This is a genomic window from Pantoea sp. X-Soil-OKNW-713 (assembly GCF_059730685.1).
Genome location: NZ_AP035995.1, coordinates 1,830,352 through 1,848,924, shown reverse-complemented (window position 1 = coordinate 1,848,924; position 18,573 = coordinate 1,830,352). Strand labels below are relative to the sequence as shown.

Below are 18,573 nucleotides of genomic sequence, written 5' to 3'. Positions count from 1 at the left end.
GCGCATTCACAGGTTAAATGTCCGATGAGCCCCCTGTCGCCTCTTACACCTTACCTGCCGAAGGTGACTTCGACCTTCTGACTGGCGCGTTGTTAATACGGTAATCAGGGAGGTGATAAGGAGTGTTATCTCAACAACGATGGGAAAAATACATATCCGGGAAGATGGATGTGGGAGAGATAAGTCCCGGAAACTTTCCGGGACTCTGGTTTACACAGTTATTTAGCCTTGTTCAGCTCTGCCAGACTCAGCCAGGTTTCCACTACGGTATCCGGGTTCAGCGACAAGCTGTCAATTCCCTCTTCCATCAGCCAGGCAGCGAAATCCTGATGATCAGACGGGCCCTGACCACAAATCCCAACATACTTGCCCTGTTTCTTCGCAGCCTGAATCGCCATCGACAGCAACGCTTTCACCGCATCATTACGCTCGTCAAACAGCGCGGAAACCACGCCGGAATCGCGATCCAGACCCAGCGCCAGTTGCGTCATGTCATTGGAACCGATAGAGAATCCATCGAAATGTTGCAGGAACTGTTCCGCCAGCAATGCATTCGACGGGATCTCACACATCATGATGACCTTCAGGCCATTCTCACCGCGTTTGAGTCCCTGTTTCGCCAGTTCCTCAATCACCGCTTCCGCCTGCGCCACGGTCCGAACAAACGGGATCATGATTTCCACGTTAGTCAGCCCCATTTCATTGCGCACACGTTTCACCGCCGCACACTCCAGCGCGAAGCAGTCGCGGAAACTGTCAGCCACATAGCGGCCAGCACCGCGGAAGCCCAGCATCGGGTTCTCTTCTTCCGGTTCGTAACGTTCACCACCAACAAGGTTGGCATACTCATTCGATTTGAAATCCGACAGACGTACGATCACACGTTTCGGAGCAAACGCGGCACCCAGGGTAGCGATCCCTTCGGTGAGTCGAGCAATATAGAACTCAACCGGATCGTCAAACCCTTTCATCATCTGACGAATTTCCTGTTGCAGCTCTGGCGTCTGCTGGTCAAATTCCAGCAACGCTTTCGGGTGCACGCCGATCATACGGTTAATGATGAATTCCAGACGCGCCAGGCCCACGCCCTCATTCGGCAGGCAGGCAAAATCGAAAGCACGATCCGGGTTACCGACGTTCATCATGATTTTCAGCGGCAGGTCCGGCAAGCTGTCCACCTGAGAACTGGTGACTTCAAAATCCAGCAGGTCGTCATAAACATAGCCGGTGTCACCCTCTGCGCAGGACACCGTGACCTTGCGACCATCTTTCAGACGTTCAGTCGCATCGCCGCATCCCACTACCGCCGGAATACCCAATTCACGGGCAATAATCGCCGCATGGCAGGTACGTCCACCGCGGTTAGTGACAATCGCTGACGCTTTTTTCATGATCGGTTCCCAGTCAGGGTCGGTCATGTCGGTAACCAACACGTCCCCCTTTTCGATCCGATTCATCTGGCTGATATCCTGAATCACCTTCACTTCACCGGCACCAATACGGTGACCAATCGCACGGCCTTCCACGACAATGTTGCCTTTACCATGCAGATTGTAACGTTCCATCACCTGACCACTGGAACGTACTGTTTCCGGGCGCGCCTGGACAATAAACAGTTTGCCGGTGTGACCATCTTTCGCCCACTCGATATCCATTGGGCGTTTGTAGTGCTGCTCGATGAGTACTGCCTGGCGCGCCAGCGCCTGCACTTCATCATCGCTCAGACAGAAGCGATCACGTTCGTCTTCAGCCACATCTTCAATGCGAACCTGCTTGCCGTGTTCATGGGAGTCGGCGTACACCATCCGCACCTTTTTAGAACCCATGTTGCGACGGACGATAGCCGGACGATTCGCCGCCAGCGTCGGTTTGTGCACGTAGAATTCATCCGGGTTCACCGCCCCTTGTACCACCATTTCACCTAAGCCAAAGGCGGCGGTGATAAACACCACCTGATCAAAGCCGGATTCGGTATCAATGGTAAACATCACGCCAGACGAGGCGAGATCGGAACGCACCATCCGCTGGATCCCTGCCGACAGCGCGACGCCGCGATGGTCATAGCCCTGATGCACACGATAAGAGATGGCGCGATCGTTAAATAACGACGCATAAACGTGCTTGACCGCCACCATTACCGCATCAATGCCCTGCACATTCAGGAACGTTTCCTGTTGTCCGGCAAAGGAGGCATCGGGCATGTCCTCAGCGGTCGCCGAAGAACGCACGGCAAACGAGGCTTCGGCATCATCGGCAGATAATTGTTGGTAGGCATCATGAATGGCTGTTTCCAGTTCAGGCTGGAACGGCGTATCAACCACCCATTGGCGGATTTGCTTGCCCGCTTTCGCCAACTCATCAACGTCATCAATATTAGTCTTGTCCAGCAGATCATAGATACGCTGGTTCAGCCCGCTTTGATCGAGAAACTGATTAAAAGCATAAGATGTAGTCGCATAACCATTGGGTACAGCCACGCCCAGCGACGACAAATTGGTAATCATTTCACCCAGAGAGGCATTTTTACCTCCCACCCGATCAACATCATGCATGCCAAGCTGGTTGTACCAGAGCACTAGCGGCTGTTCGCCTTTATTGGACATCGAGATTATCCTTTTAAATGATTGGGGGCACATGGAACATTTTGCTATTCGCAAATACAGCCTGGCACAAGCAGAATATAAAGACTAAGTGTTGAATCGTTAAAGCAGCGAAAGAATTGAAAAATCGGATTAGTACCCGCAATTATCCAGCTTGCGCAACATCAGCAATTAACGCTAACAGATTGCTGTATCATTAAATTTCTCAATTTCAGAGGGTTAGCGCTTGCATTTTGTTGCGCAACAAAATCAGACTTTATTTTGTGCGCGAAGCAAAATAACCGAAAAAAATGACGATTTCCGAAACGCTATTTCATCTATATTGAAGGTTAGATTAATATCGCGAGGCCAGGGTTCTTTGCTATATGGAGATTTCATTTTATTATTATAAAAAATGAAATATTGGCAATGATAATGTTGCATAAAGGTTATCAGGAGGAAGGCTTTCATTATGAGCACAGAACGTAGCGTGTTTTATATCTCCGATGGCACCGCCATTACCGCTGAAGTGTTGGGCCACGCGGTGTTATCGCAATTCCCGGTGAACACCAATAGCGTAACCCTGCCATTTGTCGAAAATGTGCAACGTGCTCAGGCAGTTAAAGCCCAGATCAACGCACTTTATCAGCAAAGCGGTATCCGCCCGCTGGTATTTTTTTCAATCGTCACGCCTGATGTGCGGGAAATTATCCTTGAGAGCGAAGGGTTCTGTCAGGATATTGTCCAGGCGTTGGTCGGCCCTTTGCAAAGCGAGTTAGGTGTGCCCTCCATGCCCGTTGCCCACCGTACTCACGGGCTGACCGCCAGCAATCTGGGCAAATACGATGCGCGTATCGCCGCGATTGATTACACCCTGGCCCATGATGATGGCATCTCGCTGCGCGGTCTTGAGGATGCGCAGGTGATCCTGCTGGGTGTATCGCGCTGTGGTAAAACCCCTACCAGCCTGTATCTGGCGATGCAGTTTGGCGTCCGCGCCGCCAACTATCCGTTTATTGCTGACGATATGGATAACCTGAAACTGCCGCCCGCCCTGCGTGCCCATCAACATAAACTGTTTGGTTTGACTATCGACCCCGAGCGACTGGCCGCCATTCGCCAGGAACGCGCAGAGAACACGCGGTATGCCTCGCTGCGCCAGTGCCGACTGGAAGTGGGTGAAGTTGAAGCCCTGTTCCGCACCCATCAGATTCGCTATCTCAACAGTACCAACTACTCGGTGGAAGAGATCGCCACCAAAATTCTCGACATCATGGGCCTGACACGCCGGATGTATTGACCTGCCGCGGCGCGATTTTTTGCCCATCGCGCCGCGCAGGAAGGTGACCAATACGTGTTTGTAAAGCGGGGCTGCCGAACTATTGAAATCCCTTTCGCTTTAGCAGGTTGAATTCGCAGGCTAATGGTTTATTGTGACCCTCATCACTTCCCGGTATTTCACCGTTGCGAAGAACAGATTTTCGAGAACCCTGATGAACAAAACTGATGAACTGCGTACCGCGCGCATCGGCAGCCTGATAATGCCCGCCGCGTTAGCGCAACAACACCCTATTTCGGCAGAAATTGCCGCAACTGTGACGGCGGCGCGTCAGCGCATTGCCCGTATTCTCACCGGAGAAGACCGTCGCCTGCTGGTGATTATTGGCCCCTGCTCGCTCCACGATCCGAAAGCTGCGCTGGAATATGCTCAGCGCCTGAACGTATTGCGCGAACAGTACCAGGACCGGCTGGAAATTGTGATGCGTGCCTATTTTGAAAAGCCACGCACCGTGGTTGGCTGGAAAGGCTTGATCTCCGATCCAGACCTGGACGGCAGCTTTGATGTGAATCGCGGCATTGCTATTGCCCGCCAGTTACTGCTTGATATCAACGCGACCGGCATGCCAACAGCAACCGAATTCCTCGATATGGTGATCGGTCAGTTTATTGCCGACCTGATCAGTTGGGGAGCCATCGGCGCGCGGACCACCGAAAGCCAGATCCATCGCGAAATGGCCTCTGCGCTCTCCTGCCCGGTAGGTTTTAAAAATGGCACTGACGGCAACGTGCAGATCGCCGTTGATGCGATTCGTGCCTCGCGTGCCAGCCATATGTTTCTGTCCCCTGACAAAAATGGTCAGATGACCATCTATCAGACCAGCGGCAATCCACATGGCCATGTGATCCTGCGTGGTGGTCGTCAGCCCAACTATCATGCAGATGATGTGGCGGCCGCGGCAGCTAACCTGCGTGATTTTAATCTGCCGGAACAACTGGTGATTGATTTCAGCCATGCCAACTGTCAGAAACAACACCGGCGTCAGCGTGATGTAGCCGAGGATGTGGCGACACAGATCCGCGCGGGTTCCCGTGCCGTTGCCGGGGTGATGATTGAGAGCTTCCTCGAGGAAGGTAATCAGAAAGTGGTCGGCGGCCAACCATTGGTGTACGGTCAATCGATTACCGATCCTTGCCTCGGTTGGGACGACAGCGCCGAAGTGCTGGCTCGCCTGGCTGCCGCCGTCGACAGCCGTTTCTGATTCACGGCGTTAGCTGGAGCAGCTCACCTCCAGCGTTTTACCCCACTCAGGGGGCCGTTGGCGCAATTCCGCGCTGACGGCCTCATCATTAAATGGCTGCTGTAAAGCCAGATGCAAGCGAGACAGCGCGCCAGTTTCGCCACGCTCAACCTCTTCAATCACCTGCTGGGCCAGATAGTTGCGCAACACCAATGCCGGGTTTGCAGCTTTCATCACTTGTTGCCGCGTTTCGTCGCTGGCTTCATCGCGCAACAGACGCTGACGATAGTCCTCGTACCAACGGTCAAACGCATCACGGTCGATAAATTCATCGCGCAATGGCGAACGCGTTTGCTGCTGTTGTGTCTCACTCAGCAGACGGAACGTCAGGGTATAGTCGCTGTGTTCATGCGTCATCAGTGCCAGCAATCCGGTCAGAATCGCGTTGTCATTGGCATCCGGAGTCAGTAGTCCGAGTTTGGCGCGCATTTTCTCACCCCAGACGCGCATCAATTCTGGTTCATATTGACTCAGTGCCTGCTTCAGTTGATCGGTGGTCATCAATCCGGACAGGGCATGTGCCAGACGGTTGAGATTCCATAAACCGACCGCAGGTTGATTATCGAAAGCGTAGCGCCCCTGATAATCACTGTGATTGCAGATGAAGTCAGGCTGATAATCGTCAAGAAAACCGTAGGGGCCATAATCGAGGGTCAGCCCGAGTATCGACATATTATCGGTATTCATCACACCGTGGGCAAAGCCGACGCTCTGCCATTGGGCGATCAGACTGGCGGTGCGCTTCACAATATCCGTGAACCACAACATATAGCGATCTGCCTCATCCTGTAACATTGGCCAGTGATGACGAATGGCATAATCCGCCAGCTGACGAACCTTGTCCTGCTCGCCACCATAATAGAAATGCTCGAAATGGCCGAAGCGCAGATGACTTTCAGCGATACGCATCAGCATCGCGCCACGTTCCGGGGTTTCACGTAACACAGGTTCATCACCGATCGCCAGAGTCAGTGCGCGAGTGGTCGGGATCCCCAGATGATATAAGGCTTCCGAGGCAAGAAATTCACGCACGGTGGAACGGATCACCGCACGCCCATCACCCATTCGTGAATAGGGCGTCAGCCCCGCGCCTTTCAGATGCCAGTCCAGCTTACGGCCATCCGTCAGTTGCTGTTCACCCAGCAGGATGCCACGCCCATCACCCAACTGACCGGCCCAGACACCGAATTGATGGCCACTGTAGACCTGTGCCAGCGGTGCCATACCCGGTAACAGCGCTTGCCCACACCAGACGCCATGTCCAGCTCCGTTGAATAACGCGGGATCCAGCGCCATTTCTGTTGCCAGCGGCGCGTTATGGTAAAGCAAACGGCCACCCTGCAAAGGGGTTGGGTCCAGCGCGGTATAGAATCCCGGCAACTCCTGCTGCCAGCTGTTGGTAAACTGCATAGTCACTCCGCGAGGTGCATCGTTTTCAGGCACCGCGATTGGGTTGAAAATCAACGGATAGTGTAACGCCGACACTGCGGAGAAAACAGATGAAAGGATTACTGCTGCAACGGAGAATTAAGAGTCACATCGGGATAAATCAAATCATTCAGCCGTTCAGCTTTGACCACCGGAAACAGACTGCCCTGCAAATGTGCGCCGCTGAGTGCCGTCACTTTCTCCAGCATTGCTGAATCATCAATACCACAAATAATAATCTGCGTGTCATCGCCGGTAAAATTGTCGATAAGCGCCTGAATAAAAGGTATAAAAGATGCACGTTTTGCCAGCGCCTGAATAAAGTTCTTATCCATTTTCAGAACGCTAAAAAGATTATCGTAAACCGCCGTTGCCGGTGCTTTTCCTGCACCAAATTGCGAAAGCGATAAACGAAATTCACTTTTCAAGGTACTCAATAGTGGATGTGATTTACCCTGCCATAATTGAGGAAAGCTTTCGCTGATATCCAACGCAATAAATGGCAGTTGCTTAAATTTCCTTAACAGAAAGTCACTCTCCAGCAGCGTCACTGCCATCGAATCATCAATACGTACCAGGGCGGTAATTTGATTTAACTCAAAAAAGTCGCGGTACTTTTCCATCAGTGCCAGCTGGCTCTGCAACAGGCGCAGTTGTTGTGCATCATCTAATTGAGGCAATAGCAAATCCTGCGGCAGCGTGATAGGAGCACTGTCGTGGACAAATTGCGTAACCAGTTCAACCGTAGTTAGCTGGCCCGCTAAAGAATAGGCTGGATAAAACCAGGTTTCCGACTGATAGTCGGCAGATAAATGAACTTTCATTTTAACAGCCAGAAGCAGTGGCGATTGGCGCATCGTATATCAATGAAAACGCTCAGGCAATAGGACCAAACGTTAGAAGAGAGGTGCTTTTTTGCCTGATGGTGTCATTTTTACGCTGAATTAATCCTTAAGCCAAATAACCATCGAATATTATCCATACCGTTAATTACATTCAGGCATCATAGATAGTATTAAATCCCCTTCAGGTAAAGTGCCATTTTAAAGCAGAGCACTTTAGGGGCAGGATTTAATTTAAGTACAGATTTTGGCGACACACTTTTAGCCAAAAGTGTTCTCAGACAAATACGTACTAAATACGCCGTGCCTGCCAAAATACTTTTCGCCAGTAAACGTTATCCAGTGATGAGCGAATCACACCCTGGCTGGTAGAGGCATGAATAAAGGTGTTATCGGTATCATAAATGCCAACATGCAGGCCATTTTCACCACTGCCCGTTTTAAAAAACACCAAATCGCCGGGCAATAAATCATCTTTATCAATACGCGTACCGATATCGCTTTGGGCGTCGGTTGAGCGTGGCAATTGGAGATCGAACCGATCGCGGAAGGTGAGATAGACAAAACCGGAGCAATCAACACCGCCTCGGCTCAAACCACCATAGCGATAAGGTGTACCGTGCCAGTTGTTGAGCTGCTCATTAAGTTGCGCAATCACGGTGATGGAATCGGACAAGCGGCCATTGGGCGGAGGCGCATGGTGGCTACATCCTGCCAACAACAGCACCAGAATCAACATTATCAGCCGCATCAGAAAAATCCTTAAATCCGTTGCCCGAGCAACACTTTAGCGGCAAAACCTGATTCGGTGCAAGGCGCGCACCGTCAGGGCACCAGTAATAATGCGCCCTGGGGGGTTTCGATACGTTGAAACTGAATGTTGTATAACGGAGCCAATTGCCCGACGGTGAGCACGCTGGCGGCCGTCCCCTGTGCCACCAACCTCGACTGATGCATCAGCCAAACCCGATCAGCATGGCGCAGACTGTGGTTCAGATCATGACCGCTGGCAACAATGGCGATACCAGCTGCACATAACTGTGCCAGTAATGTGTCTACCGCCTTTTGCTGCGCAACGTCCAGCGCGCTCATCGGCTCATCGAGGATCAGCAATTTGCCCTGCGCATTAATTGCCGGATGAATTTGCAGTGCAACAGCCGCGAGGCGTACCCGCTGCCATTCACCACCGGAAAGTTGCAGCACGTTGCGCATCAACTTATCCTTCAGCCCCAGCATCTCCAGCACCTGGATTAACAGCCTGTCGGCTTCAGCGTTGACGTGCAGCAGATGCATGCGCAGATAGTGCCAGACAGGCATCTGTCCTGGTGCTGGCTGTTGCTGTGGCAACCAGGCGCGCATCCGGGCCAGCGCGGCACCGTTCATTTGCGCCAATGGCTGGCCGGAAAAACGGATATCGCCGATGGCGGGGAGTAAACCCGCCAGCACGTTCAGTAACGTGCTTTTACCGGCACCATTCGGCCCCACCAGATGGACCAACTCTCCGGCATGCAGCTCAAGGTCGACGGGAGCCAACCGCCCTTTGACGCTGGCTCCCTGGCACTGCATCAGCATGGCTTATGCCAACGCCTGTTTGATGCTGGCAATAATGGTGGCGTCATCCGGTGTCATGTCTGGCGCAAACCGCGCAACCACTTCACCTTGCTTATTGATCAGGAATTTTTCGAAATTCCACAGGATATCACCCGGTGCTTTCGGCGCACGGCCTTTGCTCACCATACGCTCATAGAAGCCACTGCCTTCCGGGCGCAGCGCTTCTGGCTGCGCTGCCACCAGCACGCTGTACAATGCGTGGCGCGCCGGGCCATTGACATCGGTTTTCTCAAACATCGGGAAAGTGACACCGTAGGTCGTGCTGCAAAAGGTTTTAATTTCTTCGCTGCTGCCTGGCTCCTGCTCCAGAAACTGATTGCAGGGAAAACCGAGTACGCTAAAACCTTGCGCCTGCCACTCTTTTTGCAGCGCTTCCAGTTGCTCGTACTGCGGCGTCAGGCCACATTTCGAGGCCACATTCACCACCAGCAGCACCTTACCCTGCCACTGTTCCAGGGTGGTTTTTTCACCGTCAAGCGTAACCAGTTCTGTTTGATAAATGCTCATTGTCGATTCCTGTTGTTGATGCCAAGAGTGCCAGCCGCAGCTAGCGCGAGGATTTCACTAATAACACGATAAACAGTGGTGCACCGAGTGTGGCGGTCACCACGCCGATGGGTAATTCAGCCGAGGTCAGGACCAGGCGGGCGATAATATCCGCCGCCAACAATACCACGGCACCGGCCAGCGCTGAGGCGGGGAGCAGATAACGATGATCGCTGAAACCACACAGACGCAACAAATGCGGTATCACCAGCCCGACAAAACCGATAGCACCGGCCAGCGCCACGCTGACGCCCACCAGCCAACCCATCGTCAGCACCAGCAGGTTACGCCACAGCAACATCGGCAGGCCCAACTGGCGTGCTGACGTCTCTCCCAACGCCAGCAGGTTGAGAACGCGTGACGTTGCAATCAACGCGATGATGGCCGGGATCAGCGCCAGCATCATCCAGCCATAACGCCAGTCGATACCGCTAAAGCCCCCCATCATCCAGTACATTAACTGGCGCAGGTCGAGACTGGTGCTGAAGTACACCGCCCACGTCATGATGGCGCTGCAAATAATCCCCAGCGCGACGCCCGTCAGCAGCAAACGACTGACAGATAAATGACGATGGGCGAAATGAAGAAGGATTAAGGTAATCAACAGCGCCCCGGCCATCGCCGCCAGTGCCAGGCTCCATAACGAACCGTTACCGAGCATCACACCCAGCACCAAACCGATACCCGCGCCATTTGATACGCCTAGCAAGCCTGGTTCAGCCAGCGGATTATTGAACAGCGCCTGCATCACCACGCCGCACACGGCTAACGCTGCCCCTACCAACAGCACCGCGAGAGTACGTGGCAGACGCAGTTGCCAGACAAAGAGATCCCCCTCGCCTGAGAACCAGCGCAGCGGTGATATCCAGCTGTCACCCGCGCACAGGCTTACTACCAGCAGAATAATGAGTAACGCGCCCAGGGCGATGAGCCAACGCTGGCTGCGGCGGTCGGCCTGATGGGCAAGCTGATCCAGCAGAGTCATAAATAAGATTGGCTGAGAAAACAGAGATTTGATTGTAGTGAGATTACAGCAAAAAGAAAGGCAATTGCGGCGTCAGAACGACGCCGCTGATGAAGCATTAATTACGCGGAGGAACGGGTTGGCCGTTGTGGTTATCACGGTTGTCGTGATTCTGCTGCGGCTTGTTGTCGTGCTGTGGCGGGCGCTTCTTCGGTTCTTTATTACCCGGATGCTGTGTCTGCCAGCCATTACCATTCCAGTAACCGTGCGGGCCTTTCATCCCCACACGCTGGTTATGGTGCTGCTTCCACCATGACGGTGAGCGCCAGTCGTAACCATCCCAGAAATAGCCGCGTTTGTCCTGATCACCGATATGAATCGATACGCCCGGCGTGTTGATGTTTACGGAAACATTTGCACTGGCGAGCAGCGGCATGCCTAACAGGATGCTTAATAAAAGTGCTGTCTTTTTCATCAGCTTAACCTCTTGTTTTATGTTGGCGCTGTTATAACAAAAGCGCTGAAGAGGTCACTATCAGCAAGTGCCGATTTTCATGCTATTTTCCGCATACTTACGAATTCTTTACATTATGAAAAAAGCATGGAGAACGGTGATTTTCTCACCAAAATAAAAAAGGCCGCTAAGCGGCCTTTTTGTTTTACTGAAATTAGTCAGCATCCTTGGGTGTCGCGTTCTCAACGCGGCTTTTCAACTTCTGACCGGGACGGAAAGTCACCACCCGACGGGCAGTGATCGGAATATCTTCCCCGGTTTTTGGGTTTCTGCCCGGACGCTGGTTTTTGTCACGCAGATCAAAATTACCAAATCCGGACAGTTTAACCTGTTCTCCGTTTTCCAACGCGCGGCGAACCTCTTCAAAAAATAGCTCGACCAACTCTTTGGCGTCGCGTTTGCTCAGCCCGAGCTTTTCAAACAGGTACTCTGACATTTCAGCTTTTGTAAGCGCCATAGGTTCAATCCCTCAAGGTTGCCTGGAATCGCTCTTTTAATGCCGCAACGCATTTGGCAACGGTCGCGGCAATCTCCTCTTCTTCGAGTGTCCGGCTGGTATCCTGCAAAATCAGGCTAATCGCAAGGCTCTTTTCGCCTTCGTTTACGCCCTTACCACGGTACACGTCAAACAAGTTTACGCCAACTACCTGATTTACGCCAACTTTCTTACACTCCGCGATGATATCTGCTGCGGGCACGTTTTCAGCCACTACCACAGCGATATCGCGACGGTTCGCCGGGAAGCGTGAAATCTCGCGCGCGTCAGGCAGGACGCGGTCTGCGACCTTATTCCAAAGCAGTTCAAACACTAAGGTGCGACCGTTGAGATCCAGCTTACGTTCCAGCTCCGGATGAACCACCCCGATAAATCCGATTCGTTCATCGCCTAAATAAATTGCTGCGCTTTGTCCCGGATGCAGGGCTGGATTCGCTTCTGCACGGAAAGAAATCGCATCCAGTTTGCCGGTTAAATCCAGCAGCGACTCTAAATCGCCTTTTAAATCATAGAAGTCAACCGCCTGGCGCGCCAGATCCCAATGCTCTTCATTGCGATTACCGCTTAATACGCCCGCCAGCATAAGATCCTGACGGATGCCGAGATCGGCCTGAGTATCAGGCACAAAGCGCAAACCGCTCTCAAACAGGCGTACCCGGCTCTGCTGGCGGTTCTGGTTGTACACTACCGCACCCAGTAAACCGGTCCATAAAGACAGGCGCATCGCCGACATATCACTGGAAATCGGGCTGGGCAGAATCAGCGCTTCTTCGCCCGGATGCAGCAGTTGCTGGACCTTCGGATCGACGAAACTATAGGTGATCGCTTCCTGATAGCCTTTATCCACCAGTAGCGTTTTGGCACGTTTCAGTGACAAATCTGCTTCGCGATGCTGGGTCATGACCAGGCTGGCCTTCACCGGAACATCAGGGATGTTGTTGTAGCCGTAGATACGCGCGACTTCTTCAACCAGGTCTTCTTCGATAGCCATATCGAAACGCCAGCTTGGTGCGATGGCGGTCCACTCACCGGCGCTAACCGTGACTTCACAACCCAGGCGCGTCAGGATATCGGTGACCTGCTCATCCGCAATCACATGACCGATCAGACGGTCCAGCTTTTCGCGACGTAAACGGATAGTGGCACGCGGCGGTAATGTCGCCGCGTCAGTCTGGTCAATAACCGGACCGGCTTCGCCACCACAGATCTCCAGCAGCAGTTGGGTTGCACGCTCAATCGCTTTGTATTGCAGTGCCGGATCGACACCACGCTCATAACGGTGAGAAGCATCGGTATGCAGACCCTGACGGCGTGCACGACCGGTAATTGCCAGTGGATCGAAGTACGCGCATTCGAACAGAATGTTTTGCGTCTCTTCATTAACACCAGAATGTTCACCACCGAAGATGCCACCCATAGCCAGCGCTTTGTGGTGATCGGCAATCACCAGCGTGTCGCTGCTGAGTTTCGCTTCGCTGCCGTCCAGCAACGTCAGGCTTTCGCCCTCTTTCGCCATACGCACGACAATGCCGCCATCGATACGATCAAGGTCGAAGGCATGCATCGGCTGACCCAGCTCCAGCAGCACATAGTTGGTGATATCGACCACCGGATCGATAGAGCGGATACCGCAGCGACGCAGTTTTTCACGCATCCACAGCGGGGTTGCCGCTTTGACGTTCACACCTTTTACCACGCGGCCAAGGTAACGCGGGCAGGCAGCGGTAGCCTCAACCCGAATCGGGAAGGTATCGCTGATGGTGGCTTTTACCGGCTCGATAACAGGCGCATTCAGCGGCAGACCATTCAGCACCGCCACATCGCGGGCGATACCGATGATGCCAAGACAGTCGGCACGGTTCGGCGTCACGCTGATTTCGATGGTGTTATCGTCCAGCTTCAGGTATTCGCGAATATCGGTGCCGATAGGCGCATCGGTTGGCAGCTCAATAATGCCGCTGTGATCGTCGGAAATACCCAGCTCAGAGAACGAGCACAGCATGCCTTCAGACGGCTCACCACGCAGCTTGGCGGCTTTAATCTTAAAATCACCCGGCAGTACCGCGCCCACGGTTGCTACCGCAACTTTCAGGCCCTGACGGCAGTTTGGTGCGCCACAAACGATATCCAGCAGGCGATCGCCACCGACATTGATTTTGGTGACACGCAGTTTGTCTGCGTTAGGATGCTGGCCGCACTCCACCACTTCTCCCACTACAACGCCGTTAAATGCACCGGCAACCGCATCAACGCCGTCCACTTCCAGGCCAGCCATGGTGATCTGTTCAGACAGCGCAGCGCTGTCCAGGGCTGGATTTACCCATTCGCGTAACCAGAGTTCACTGAATTTCATTGGATAACCTGCCCTTATTTAAATTGTTTGAGGAAACGTAAATCATTTTCGAAGAAGGCGCGCAAATCGGTTACGCCATAGCGCAGCATGGTCAGACGCTCCATACCCATACCGAAGGCGAAGCCGGAGTAGATTTCCGGGTCGATACCAACGTTACGCAACACGTTCGGATGCACCATGCCGCAACCCAGCACTTCCAGCCATTTGCCGTTTTTGCCCATCACATCCACTTCAGCGGACGGTTCGGTGAACGGGAAGTACGACGGACGGAAGCGGATTTGCAGATTTTCTTCAAAGAAGTTATTCAGGAAATCGTGCAGCGTGCCTTTCAGGTTGGTGAAGCTGATATCTTTATCCACAATCAGCCCTTCCATCTGATGGAACATCGGGGTGTGAGTCTGATCGTAATCGTTACGATACACACGGCCCGGCGCGATGATGCGAATCGGCGGCTGCTGGTTTTTCATGGTACGGATCTGCACGCCAGAGGTCTGTGTGCGCAGCAGGCGGGTGGCATCGAACCAGAAGGTATCGTGGTCAGCGCGTGCCGGGTGATGACCCGGAATATTCAGCGCGTCAAAGTTGTGGTAGTCGTCTTCAATTTCCGGCCCGGTGGCGACCGCGAAACCCAACTCACCGAAAAAGGTTTCGATACGATCGATGGTGCGGGTGACCGGATGCAGACCACCGTTCTCTGTACGGCGACCCGGCAGTGAAACGTCGATGGTTTCTGCCGCCAGACGCGCATTCAACACGGCGTTCTCCAGCGTCTCTTTACGCGCGTTAAGACGATCCTGTACCTGCTGCTTGGCGTCGTTAATAACCGCACCGGCCGCCGGACGTTCTTCTGCCGGCAGTTCGCGCAGGGTGGTCATCTGTAATGTCAGATGGCCTTTTTTCCCCAGGAATTCGACGCGCACAGCGTCCAGAGCGGCGATATCCGACGCCTCGTCGATGGCGGCCGTGGCACGGGCCACCAGGTCTGCGAGTTGGGACATGATTTCCTCTTCTTCCAGTCAGGCTGGTCTGTTCTCGTTGGGATCTTTCGATCCAATGTAGTGTCGCCAGAAACAAAAAAGCCTCCACGAGGGAGGCTTTCAGCGCGATTTTTCGTTTCTTTTCTTATGCGCAAAAGCCCCCGGATGTCAGGCGCTAAAGTAAAAAAAGAAACGGAAAATAGCAGCATTCATGCTTGCGTTACCTTGTCATGATTTCAACGGCACTATTGAAAAGCGCGGCGAGTAAAATGTCAATCTTTTGCGTGGCTTGCGGATAATAAAAAAGGGAGCAAGCTCCCTTTTTTACCTGACTTACGCCAGAGCTGATTTCGCTTTTTCAACCAGTGCCGTGAAGGTCACTTTGTCGAATACAGCGATGTCTGCCAGGATCTTACGGTCGATTTCAATGGACGCTTTTTTCAGGCCATTGATGAAACGGCTGTAAGAGATGCCGTTCTGACGTGCCGCAGCGTTGATACGCGCGATCCACAGCTGACGGAACTGACGCTTACGTTGACGACGGTCACGGTAAGCATACTGACCAGCTTTGATAACAGCCTGGAAGGCAACGCGGTATACACGAGAACGTGCACCGTAGTAGCCTTTAGCTTGTTTTAAGATTTTCTTGTGACGTGCGCGAGCAATTACACCACGTTTTACGCGAGCCATGGGACTCTCCTGTTTCTATATTCCGAGTGAAAAAAAATTAAACTTAAGCGTACGGCAGGCAGGCTACTACCAGACCCAGATCGCCTTTAGACACCATGCCTTTCGGACGCAGGTGACGTTTACGCTTAGTTGATTTTTTGGTCAGAATATGACGCAGGTTTGCGTGCTTACGCTTGAAGCCGCCAGAAGCGGTCTTCTTGAAGCGCTTAGCCGCGCCACGTACAGTTTTAATCTTTGGCATTTTTACAAATATCCACTTCGCATTGTTAATAAAATGAACCAGACAGGCGAATAAAAATCCGCACAGCGCGAACGCTGCGCGGCATTTATTACTTGAAAGCCTACTGTTTCTTCTTAGGTGCGAGCACCATGATCATCTGGCGGCCTTCGATCTTCGATGGGAAGGATTCGACCACTGCCAGTTCACTCAGATCGTCTTTCACGCGGTTAAGCACTTCAATACCGATCTGTTGGTGCGCCATCTCACGACCACGGAAACGCAGCGTGATTTTGGCTTTATCGCCCTCTTCCAGAAAACGAATCAGGCTGCGGAGTTTTACCTGATAGTCGCCTTCGTCGGTACCAGGACGGAATTTAATTTCCTTAACCTGGATAACTTTCTGCTTCTTCTTCTGTTCCTTAGAAGATTTGCTCTTTTCATAGAGGAACTTGCCGTAATCCATAATACGGCAAACCGGCGGTTCGGCGTTCGGGCTGATTTCAACTAAATCTACGCCAGCTTCTTCTGCTTTCTCGATAGCTTCGCGCAGAGAGACAATGCCAAGTTGCTCGCCATCAACGCCAGTCAGGCGCACTTCAGTAGCGCGAATTTCGCCGTTGATACGATTAGGACGCGTCGGTTGTACTCGTTTTCCGCCTTTAATACCTTATTCCTCCAATTGGTGAAGATGTCGGCTGCGAATCTCTTGTTGCAGCTTCTCAACAAACACATCTACGTCCATGCTCCCGAGGTCTTTACCACGGCGGGTGCGCACGGCAACTTTGCCGGCTTCCACCTCTTTCTCACCGCAAACCAGCATGTAAGGGACGCGACGTAATGTGTGCTCGCGGATTTTAAAGCCTATCTTCTCGTTTCTCAAGTCTGCTTTGACACGAATGCCTGCATTCTGCAATTTCTTTGTCAATTCGCTGACATATTCTGCCTGACTATCGGTGATATTCATCACCACCGCCTGTACCGGAGCCAGCCAACTTGGGAAGAAGCCAGCGAACTCTTCGGTCAGAATACCGATAAAGCGTTCCATAGAACCCAAAATCGCGCGGTGAATCATAACCGGTGTCTGACGATCGTTGTTTTCACCCACATAGGTGGCGTCCAGACGCTTCGGCAGCGAGAAGTCTAGCTGAACGGTGCCACACTGCCAGGCACGATCAAGACAATCGTGCAGGGTGAATTCAATTTTCGGACCGTAGAAAGCCCCTTCACCCGGTTGATACTCAAACGGAATCTGGTTTTCTTTCAGTGCTTCCGCCAAATCCACTTCCGCACGGTCCCACATTTCATCGGTACCGATACGTTTTTCCGGACGGGTGGAAAGTTTTACCACAATTTTTTCAAAACCGAAGGTGCTATACATGTCATACACCATACGGATACAGCTGTTCACCTCATCACGTACCTGATCTTCGGTACAGAAGATGTGAGCATCATCCTGGGTGAAGCCACGCACACGCATCAGACCATGTAAGGAACCTGACGGCTCATTACGATGGCAGCTACCGAACTCCGCCATACGCAGCGGTAAGTCACGGTAGGATTTCAGACCCTGATTGAAGATCTGGACGTGTCCCGGACAGTTCATCGGTTTGATGCAGTATTCACGGTTCTCCGAAGAGGTGGTGAACATCGCTTCTTTATAGTTTTCCCAGTGACCGGTTTTTTCCCACAGCACACGGTCCATCATGAACGGACCTTTGACTTCCTGGTACTGGTACTCTTTCAGCTTGCTACGCACGAACACTTCCAGCTCGCGGAAGATGGTCCAGCCGTCGTTGTGCCAGAACACCATACCCGGCGCTTCTTCCTGCATATGATACAGGTCGAGCTGTTTACCGATTTTACGGTGATCGCGTTTCGCTGCCTCTTCCAGACGCTGCAAATAGGCAGCCAGCTGTTTTTTATCGGCCCATGCGGTGCCATAAATACGCTGCAACATTTTGTTGTTGCTGTCGCCGCGCCAGTAAGCGCCGGAGATTTTTTGCAGCTTAAAGTGATGGCAAAAACGCATGTTCGGCACATGCGGACCACGGCACATGTCGATGTATTCTTCATGATGATACAGACCCGGACGGTCATCATGGCTGATGTTTTCATCAAGAATGGTGGTTTTGTAGCTTTCACCACGCGCGGCAAAGACGTCACGCGCCTCCTGCCAGCTCACCTTTTTCTTGATAACGTCGTAATTGGTCTCTGCCAGCTGGTGCATACGCTTCTCCAGCTGCTCAATATCTTCCTGAGTCAGGGTGTGGTCGAGATCGACATCATAATAGAAGCCGTTATCAATCACCGGCCCGATGGCCATTTTGGTGTTCGGCCACAACTGCTTGATAGCATGACCCAACAGGTGCGCGCAGGAGTGACGGATAATTTCCAGACCCGCTTCATCTTTGGCGGTGATAATCGCCACCTGAGCATCGTCATGAATCAGATCAACTGCGTCCACCAACTCGCCATTCACGCGACCGGCAATACAGGCTTTGGCCAGACCCGGACCGATATCCAGCGCGATATCCATCACGCTGACCGGACGGTCAAAACTACGCTGGCTGCCATCAGGAAGAGTAATTACTGGCATTTCATATCCTTAATTGCAGTGGTAAGCCACACGAAAGCCTACATGCAACATTGAGTTCAATAAGAGTAACCCGGCGTGATGTCAGACCCACATTGTCGGAATGACGCCAGGGAAATAAAGCGCCGCAAATGATAACAGCTTTCTGCGGCAAGCAAAACCCGCAGAAAATGCGCTAAGC

Annotated in this window: 18 protein-coding genes and 1 other annotated feature; of the genes, 2 read left to right on the top strand and 16 right to left on the bottom strand. The window is 52.6% G+C overall.

What is annotated here, in order from left to right; genetic code table 11:
- Nucleotides 1-218 precede the first annotated feature (218 nt).
- Nucleotides 219-2,603, bottom strand: a complete 2,385-nt coding sequence (gene ppsA / locus AC6I8R_RS08545) for a phosphoenolpyruvate synthase (protein WP_021185263.1) — start codon at nt 2,601-2,603, stop codon at nt 219-221.
- 448 nt (nt 2,604-3,051) lie between these two features.
- Here ppsA and ppsR point away from each other — a divergent pair, with 448 nt between their 5' ends.
- Nucleotides 3,052-3,879 carry a posphoenolpyruvate synthetase regulatory kinase/phosphorylase PpsR gene (ppsR, locus tag AC6I8R_RS08540; RefSeq protein WP_021185264.1) on the top strand — a complete coding sequence of 276 codons (828 nt, stop codon included), beginning with the start codon at nt 3,052-3,054 and terminating at the stop codon, nt 3,877-3,879.
- A 193-nt stretch (nt 3,880-4,072) separates the two neighbouring features.
- Complete coding sequence (locus tag AC6I8R_RS08535) at nt 4,073-5,119, top strand: 3-deoxy-7-phosphoheptulonate synthase (protein WP_021185265.1); 1,047 nt, start codon at nt 4,073-4,075, stop codon at nt 5,117-5,119.
- Nucleotides 5,120-5,128: 9 nt separating this feature from the next.
- Here the strand turns inward: AC6I8R_RS08535 and AC6I8R_RS08530 are convergent, their stop codons facing one another.
- The 15 genes from AC6I8R_RS08530 to thrS form a co-directional block, all read right to left on the bottom strand.
- A complete protein-coding gene (locus tag AC6I8R_RS08530) occupies nt 5,129-6,568 on the bottom strand; it encodes a protein adenylyltransferase SelO (RefSeq protein WP_497832114.1) in 1,440 nt (479 codons plus the stop codon).
- Between the two features lie 98 nt (nt 6,569-6,666).
- Nucleotides 6,667-7,410, bottom strand: a complete 744-nt coding sequence (locus AC6I8R_RS08525) for an EAL domain-containing protein (protein WP_497832746.1) — start codon at nt 7,408-7,410, stop codon at nt 6,667-6,669.
- Nucleotides 7,411-7,720: 310 nt separating this feature from the next.
- Entirely contained in the window at nt 7,721-8,179 is a 459-nt protein-coding gene (locus AC6I8R_RS08520; protein WP_021185268.1) for a C40 family peptidase, read from the bottom strand.
- Nucleotides 8,180-8,253: 74 nt separating this feature from the next.
- On the bottom strand, nt 8,254-9,000 hold the full coding sequence (gene btuD / locus AC6I8R_RS08515) for a vitamin B12 ABC transporter ATP-binding protein BtuD (protein ID WP_415172973.1): 747 nt from the start codon (nt 8,998-9,000) through the stop codon (nt 8,254-8,256).
- A gap of 3 nt (nt 9,001-9,003) precedes the next feature.
- The gene (locus tag AC6I8R_RS08510; RefSeq protein WP_021185270.1) at nt 9,004-9,546 is read right to left on the bottom strand and encodes a glutathione peroxidase; all 543 of its coding nucleotides are present in this window, start codon (nt 9,544-9,546) and stop codon (nt 9,004-9,006) included.
- Between the two features lie 40 nt (nt 9,547-9,586).
- A complete protein-coding gene (gene btuC / locus AC6I8R_RS08505; protein ID WP_021185271.1) occupies nt 9,587-10,570 on the bottom strand; it encodes a vitamin B12 ABC transporter permease BtuC in 984 nt (327 codons plus the stop codon).
- Nucleotides 10,571-10,667: 97 nt separating this feature from the next.
- Nucleotides 10,668-11,024: a DUF2502 domain-containing protein gene (locus AC6I8R_RS08500; RefSeq protein ID WP_021185272.1), complete on the bottom strand. Its 357-nt coding sequence runs from the start codon at nt 11,022-11,024 to the stop codon at nt 10,668-10,670.
- 193 nt (nt 11,025-11,217) lie between these two features.
- Nucleotides 11,218-11,520, bottom strand: a complete 303-nt coding sequence (gene ihfA / locus AC6I8R_RS08495; protein WP_007892687.1) for an integration host factor subunit alpha — start codon at nt 11,518-11,520, stop codon at nt 11,218-11,220.
- Nucleotides 11,521-11,524: 4 nt separating this feature from the next.
- On the bottom strand, nt 11,525-13,912 hold the full coding sequence (pheT, locus tag AC6I8R_RS08490; RefSeq protein WP_208725322.1) for a phenylalanine--tRNA ligase subunit beta: 2,388 nt from the start codon (nt 13,910-13,912) through the stop codon (nt 11,525-11,527).
- Between the two features lie 14 nt (nt 13,913-13,926).
- Entirely contained in the window at nt 13,927-14,910 is a 984-nt protein-coding gene (gene pheS / locus AC6I8R_RS08485) for a phenylalanine--tRNA ligase subunit alpha (RefSeq protein ID WP_415172975.1), read from the bottom strand.
- Between the two features lie 71 nt (nt 14,911-14,981).
- Nucleotides 14,982-15,107, bottom strand: a sequence feature (Phe leader region).
- Complete coding sequence (gene pheM, locus AC6I8R_RS08480) at nt 15,058-15,102, bottom strand: pheST operon leader peptide PheM (protein ID WP_106120997.1); 45 nt, start codon at nt 15,100-15,102, stop codon at nt 15,058-15,060. (Overlaps the previous feature by 45 nt.)
- A gap of 115 nt (nt 15,108-15,222) precedes the next feature.
- On the bottom strand, nt 15,223-15,579 hold the full coding sequence (rplT, locus tag AC6I8R_RS08475) for a 50S ribosomal protein L20 (protein WP_007892678.1): 357 nt from the start codon (nt 15,577-15,579) through the stop codon (nt 15,223-15,225).
- A 43-nt stretch (nt 15,580-15,622) separates the two neighbouring features.
- Complete coding sequence (rpmI, locus tag AC6I8R_RS08470) at nt 15,623-15,820, bottom strand: 50S ribosomal protein L35 (RefSeq protein WP_006118955.1); 198 nt, start codon at nt 15,818-15,820, stop codon at nt 15,623-15,625.
- 100 nt (nt 15,821-15,920) lie between these two features.
- On the bottom strand, nt 15,921-16,463 hold the full coding sequence (gene infC, locus AC6I8R_RS08465; protein ID WP_208725526.1) for a translation initiation factor IF-3: 543 nt from the start codon (nt 16,461-16,463) through the stop codon (nt 15,921-15,923).
- Nucleotides 16,464-16,466: 3 nt separating this feature from the next.
- Nucleotides 16,467-18,395, bottom strand: coding sequence for a threonine--tRNA ligase (gene thrS / locus AC6I8R_RS08460; RefSeq protein ID WP_013508821.1), 1,929 nt, complete (start codon nt 18,393-18,395; stop codon nt 16,467-16,469).
- Nucleotides 18,396-18,573: the final 178 nt, after the last annotated feature.

Bases quoted from the DNA above. Each gene is read 5' to 3' on its own strand.
- btuC (WP_021185271.1), bottom strand. From the start codon at position 10,570: ATGACTCTGCTGGATCAGCTTGCCCATCAGGCCGACCGCCGCAGCCAG.
- thrS (WP_013508821.1), bottom strand. From the start codon at position 18,395: ATGCCAGTAATTACTCTTCCTGATGGCAGCCAGCGTAGTTTTGACCGT.
- AC6I8R_RS08525 (WP_497832746.1), bottom strand. From the start codon at position 7,410: ATGAAAGTTCATTTATCTGCCGACTATCAGTCGGAAACCTGGTTTTAT.
- rplT (WP_007892678.1), bottom strand. From the start codon at position 15,579: ATGGCTCGCGTAAAACGTGGTGTAATTGCTCGCGCACGTCACAAGAAA.
- ppsA (WP_021185263.1), bottom strand. From the start codon at position 2,603: ATGTCCAATAAAGGCGAACAGCCGCTAGTGCTCTGGTACAACCAGCTT.
- pheS (WP_415172975.1), bottom strand. From the start codon at position 14,910: ATGTCCCAACTCGCAGACCTGGTGGCCCGTGCCACGGCCGCCATCGAC.
- rpmI (WP_006118955.1), bottom strand. From the start codon at position 15,820: ATGCCAAAGATTAAAACTGTACGTGGCGCGGCTAAGCGCTTCAAGAAG.
- AC6I8R_RS08510 (WP_021185270.1), bottom strand. From the start codon at position 9,546: ATGAGCATTTATCAAACAGAACTGGTTACGCTTGACGGTGAAAAAACC.
- ihfA (WP_007892687.1), bottom strand. From the start codon at position 11,520: ATGGCGCTTACAAAAGCTGAAATGTCAGAGTACCTGTTTGAAAAGCTC.
- AC6I8R_RS08520 (WP_021185268.1), bottom strand. From the start codon at position 8,179: ATGCGGCTGATAATGTTGATTCTGGTGCTGTTGTTGGCAGGATGTAGC.
- btuD (WP_415172973.1), bottom strand. From the start codon at position 9,000: ATGCTGATGCAGTGCCAGGGAGCCAGCGTCAAAGGGCGGTTGGCTCCC.
- AC6I8R_RS08535 (WP_021185265.1), top strand. From the start codon at position 4,073: ATGAACAAAACTGATGAACTGCGTACCGCGCGCATCGGCAGCCTGATA.
- AC6I8R_RS08500 (WP_021185272.1), bottom strand. From the start codon at position 11,024: ATGAAAAAGACAGCACTTTTATTAAGCATCCTGTTAGGCATGCCGCTG.
- AC6I8R_RS08530 (WP_497832114.1), bottom strand. From the start codon at position 6,568: ATGCAGTTTACCAACAGCTGGCAGCAGGAGTTGCCGGGATTCTATACC.
- ppsR (WP_021185264.1), top strand. From the start codon at position 3,052: ATGAGCACAGAACGTAGCGTGTTTTATATCTCCGATGGCACCGCCATT.
- pheT (WP_208725322.1), bottom strand. From the start codon at position 13,912: ATGAAATTCAGTGAACTCTGGTTACGCGAATGGGTAAATCCAGCCCTG.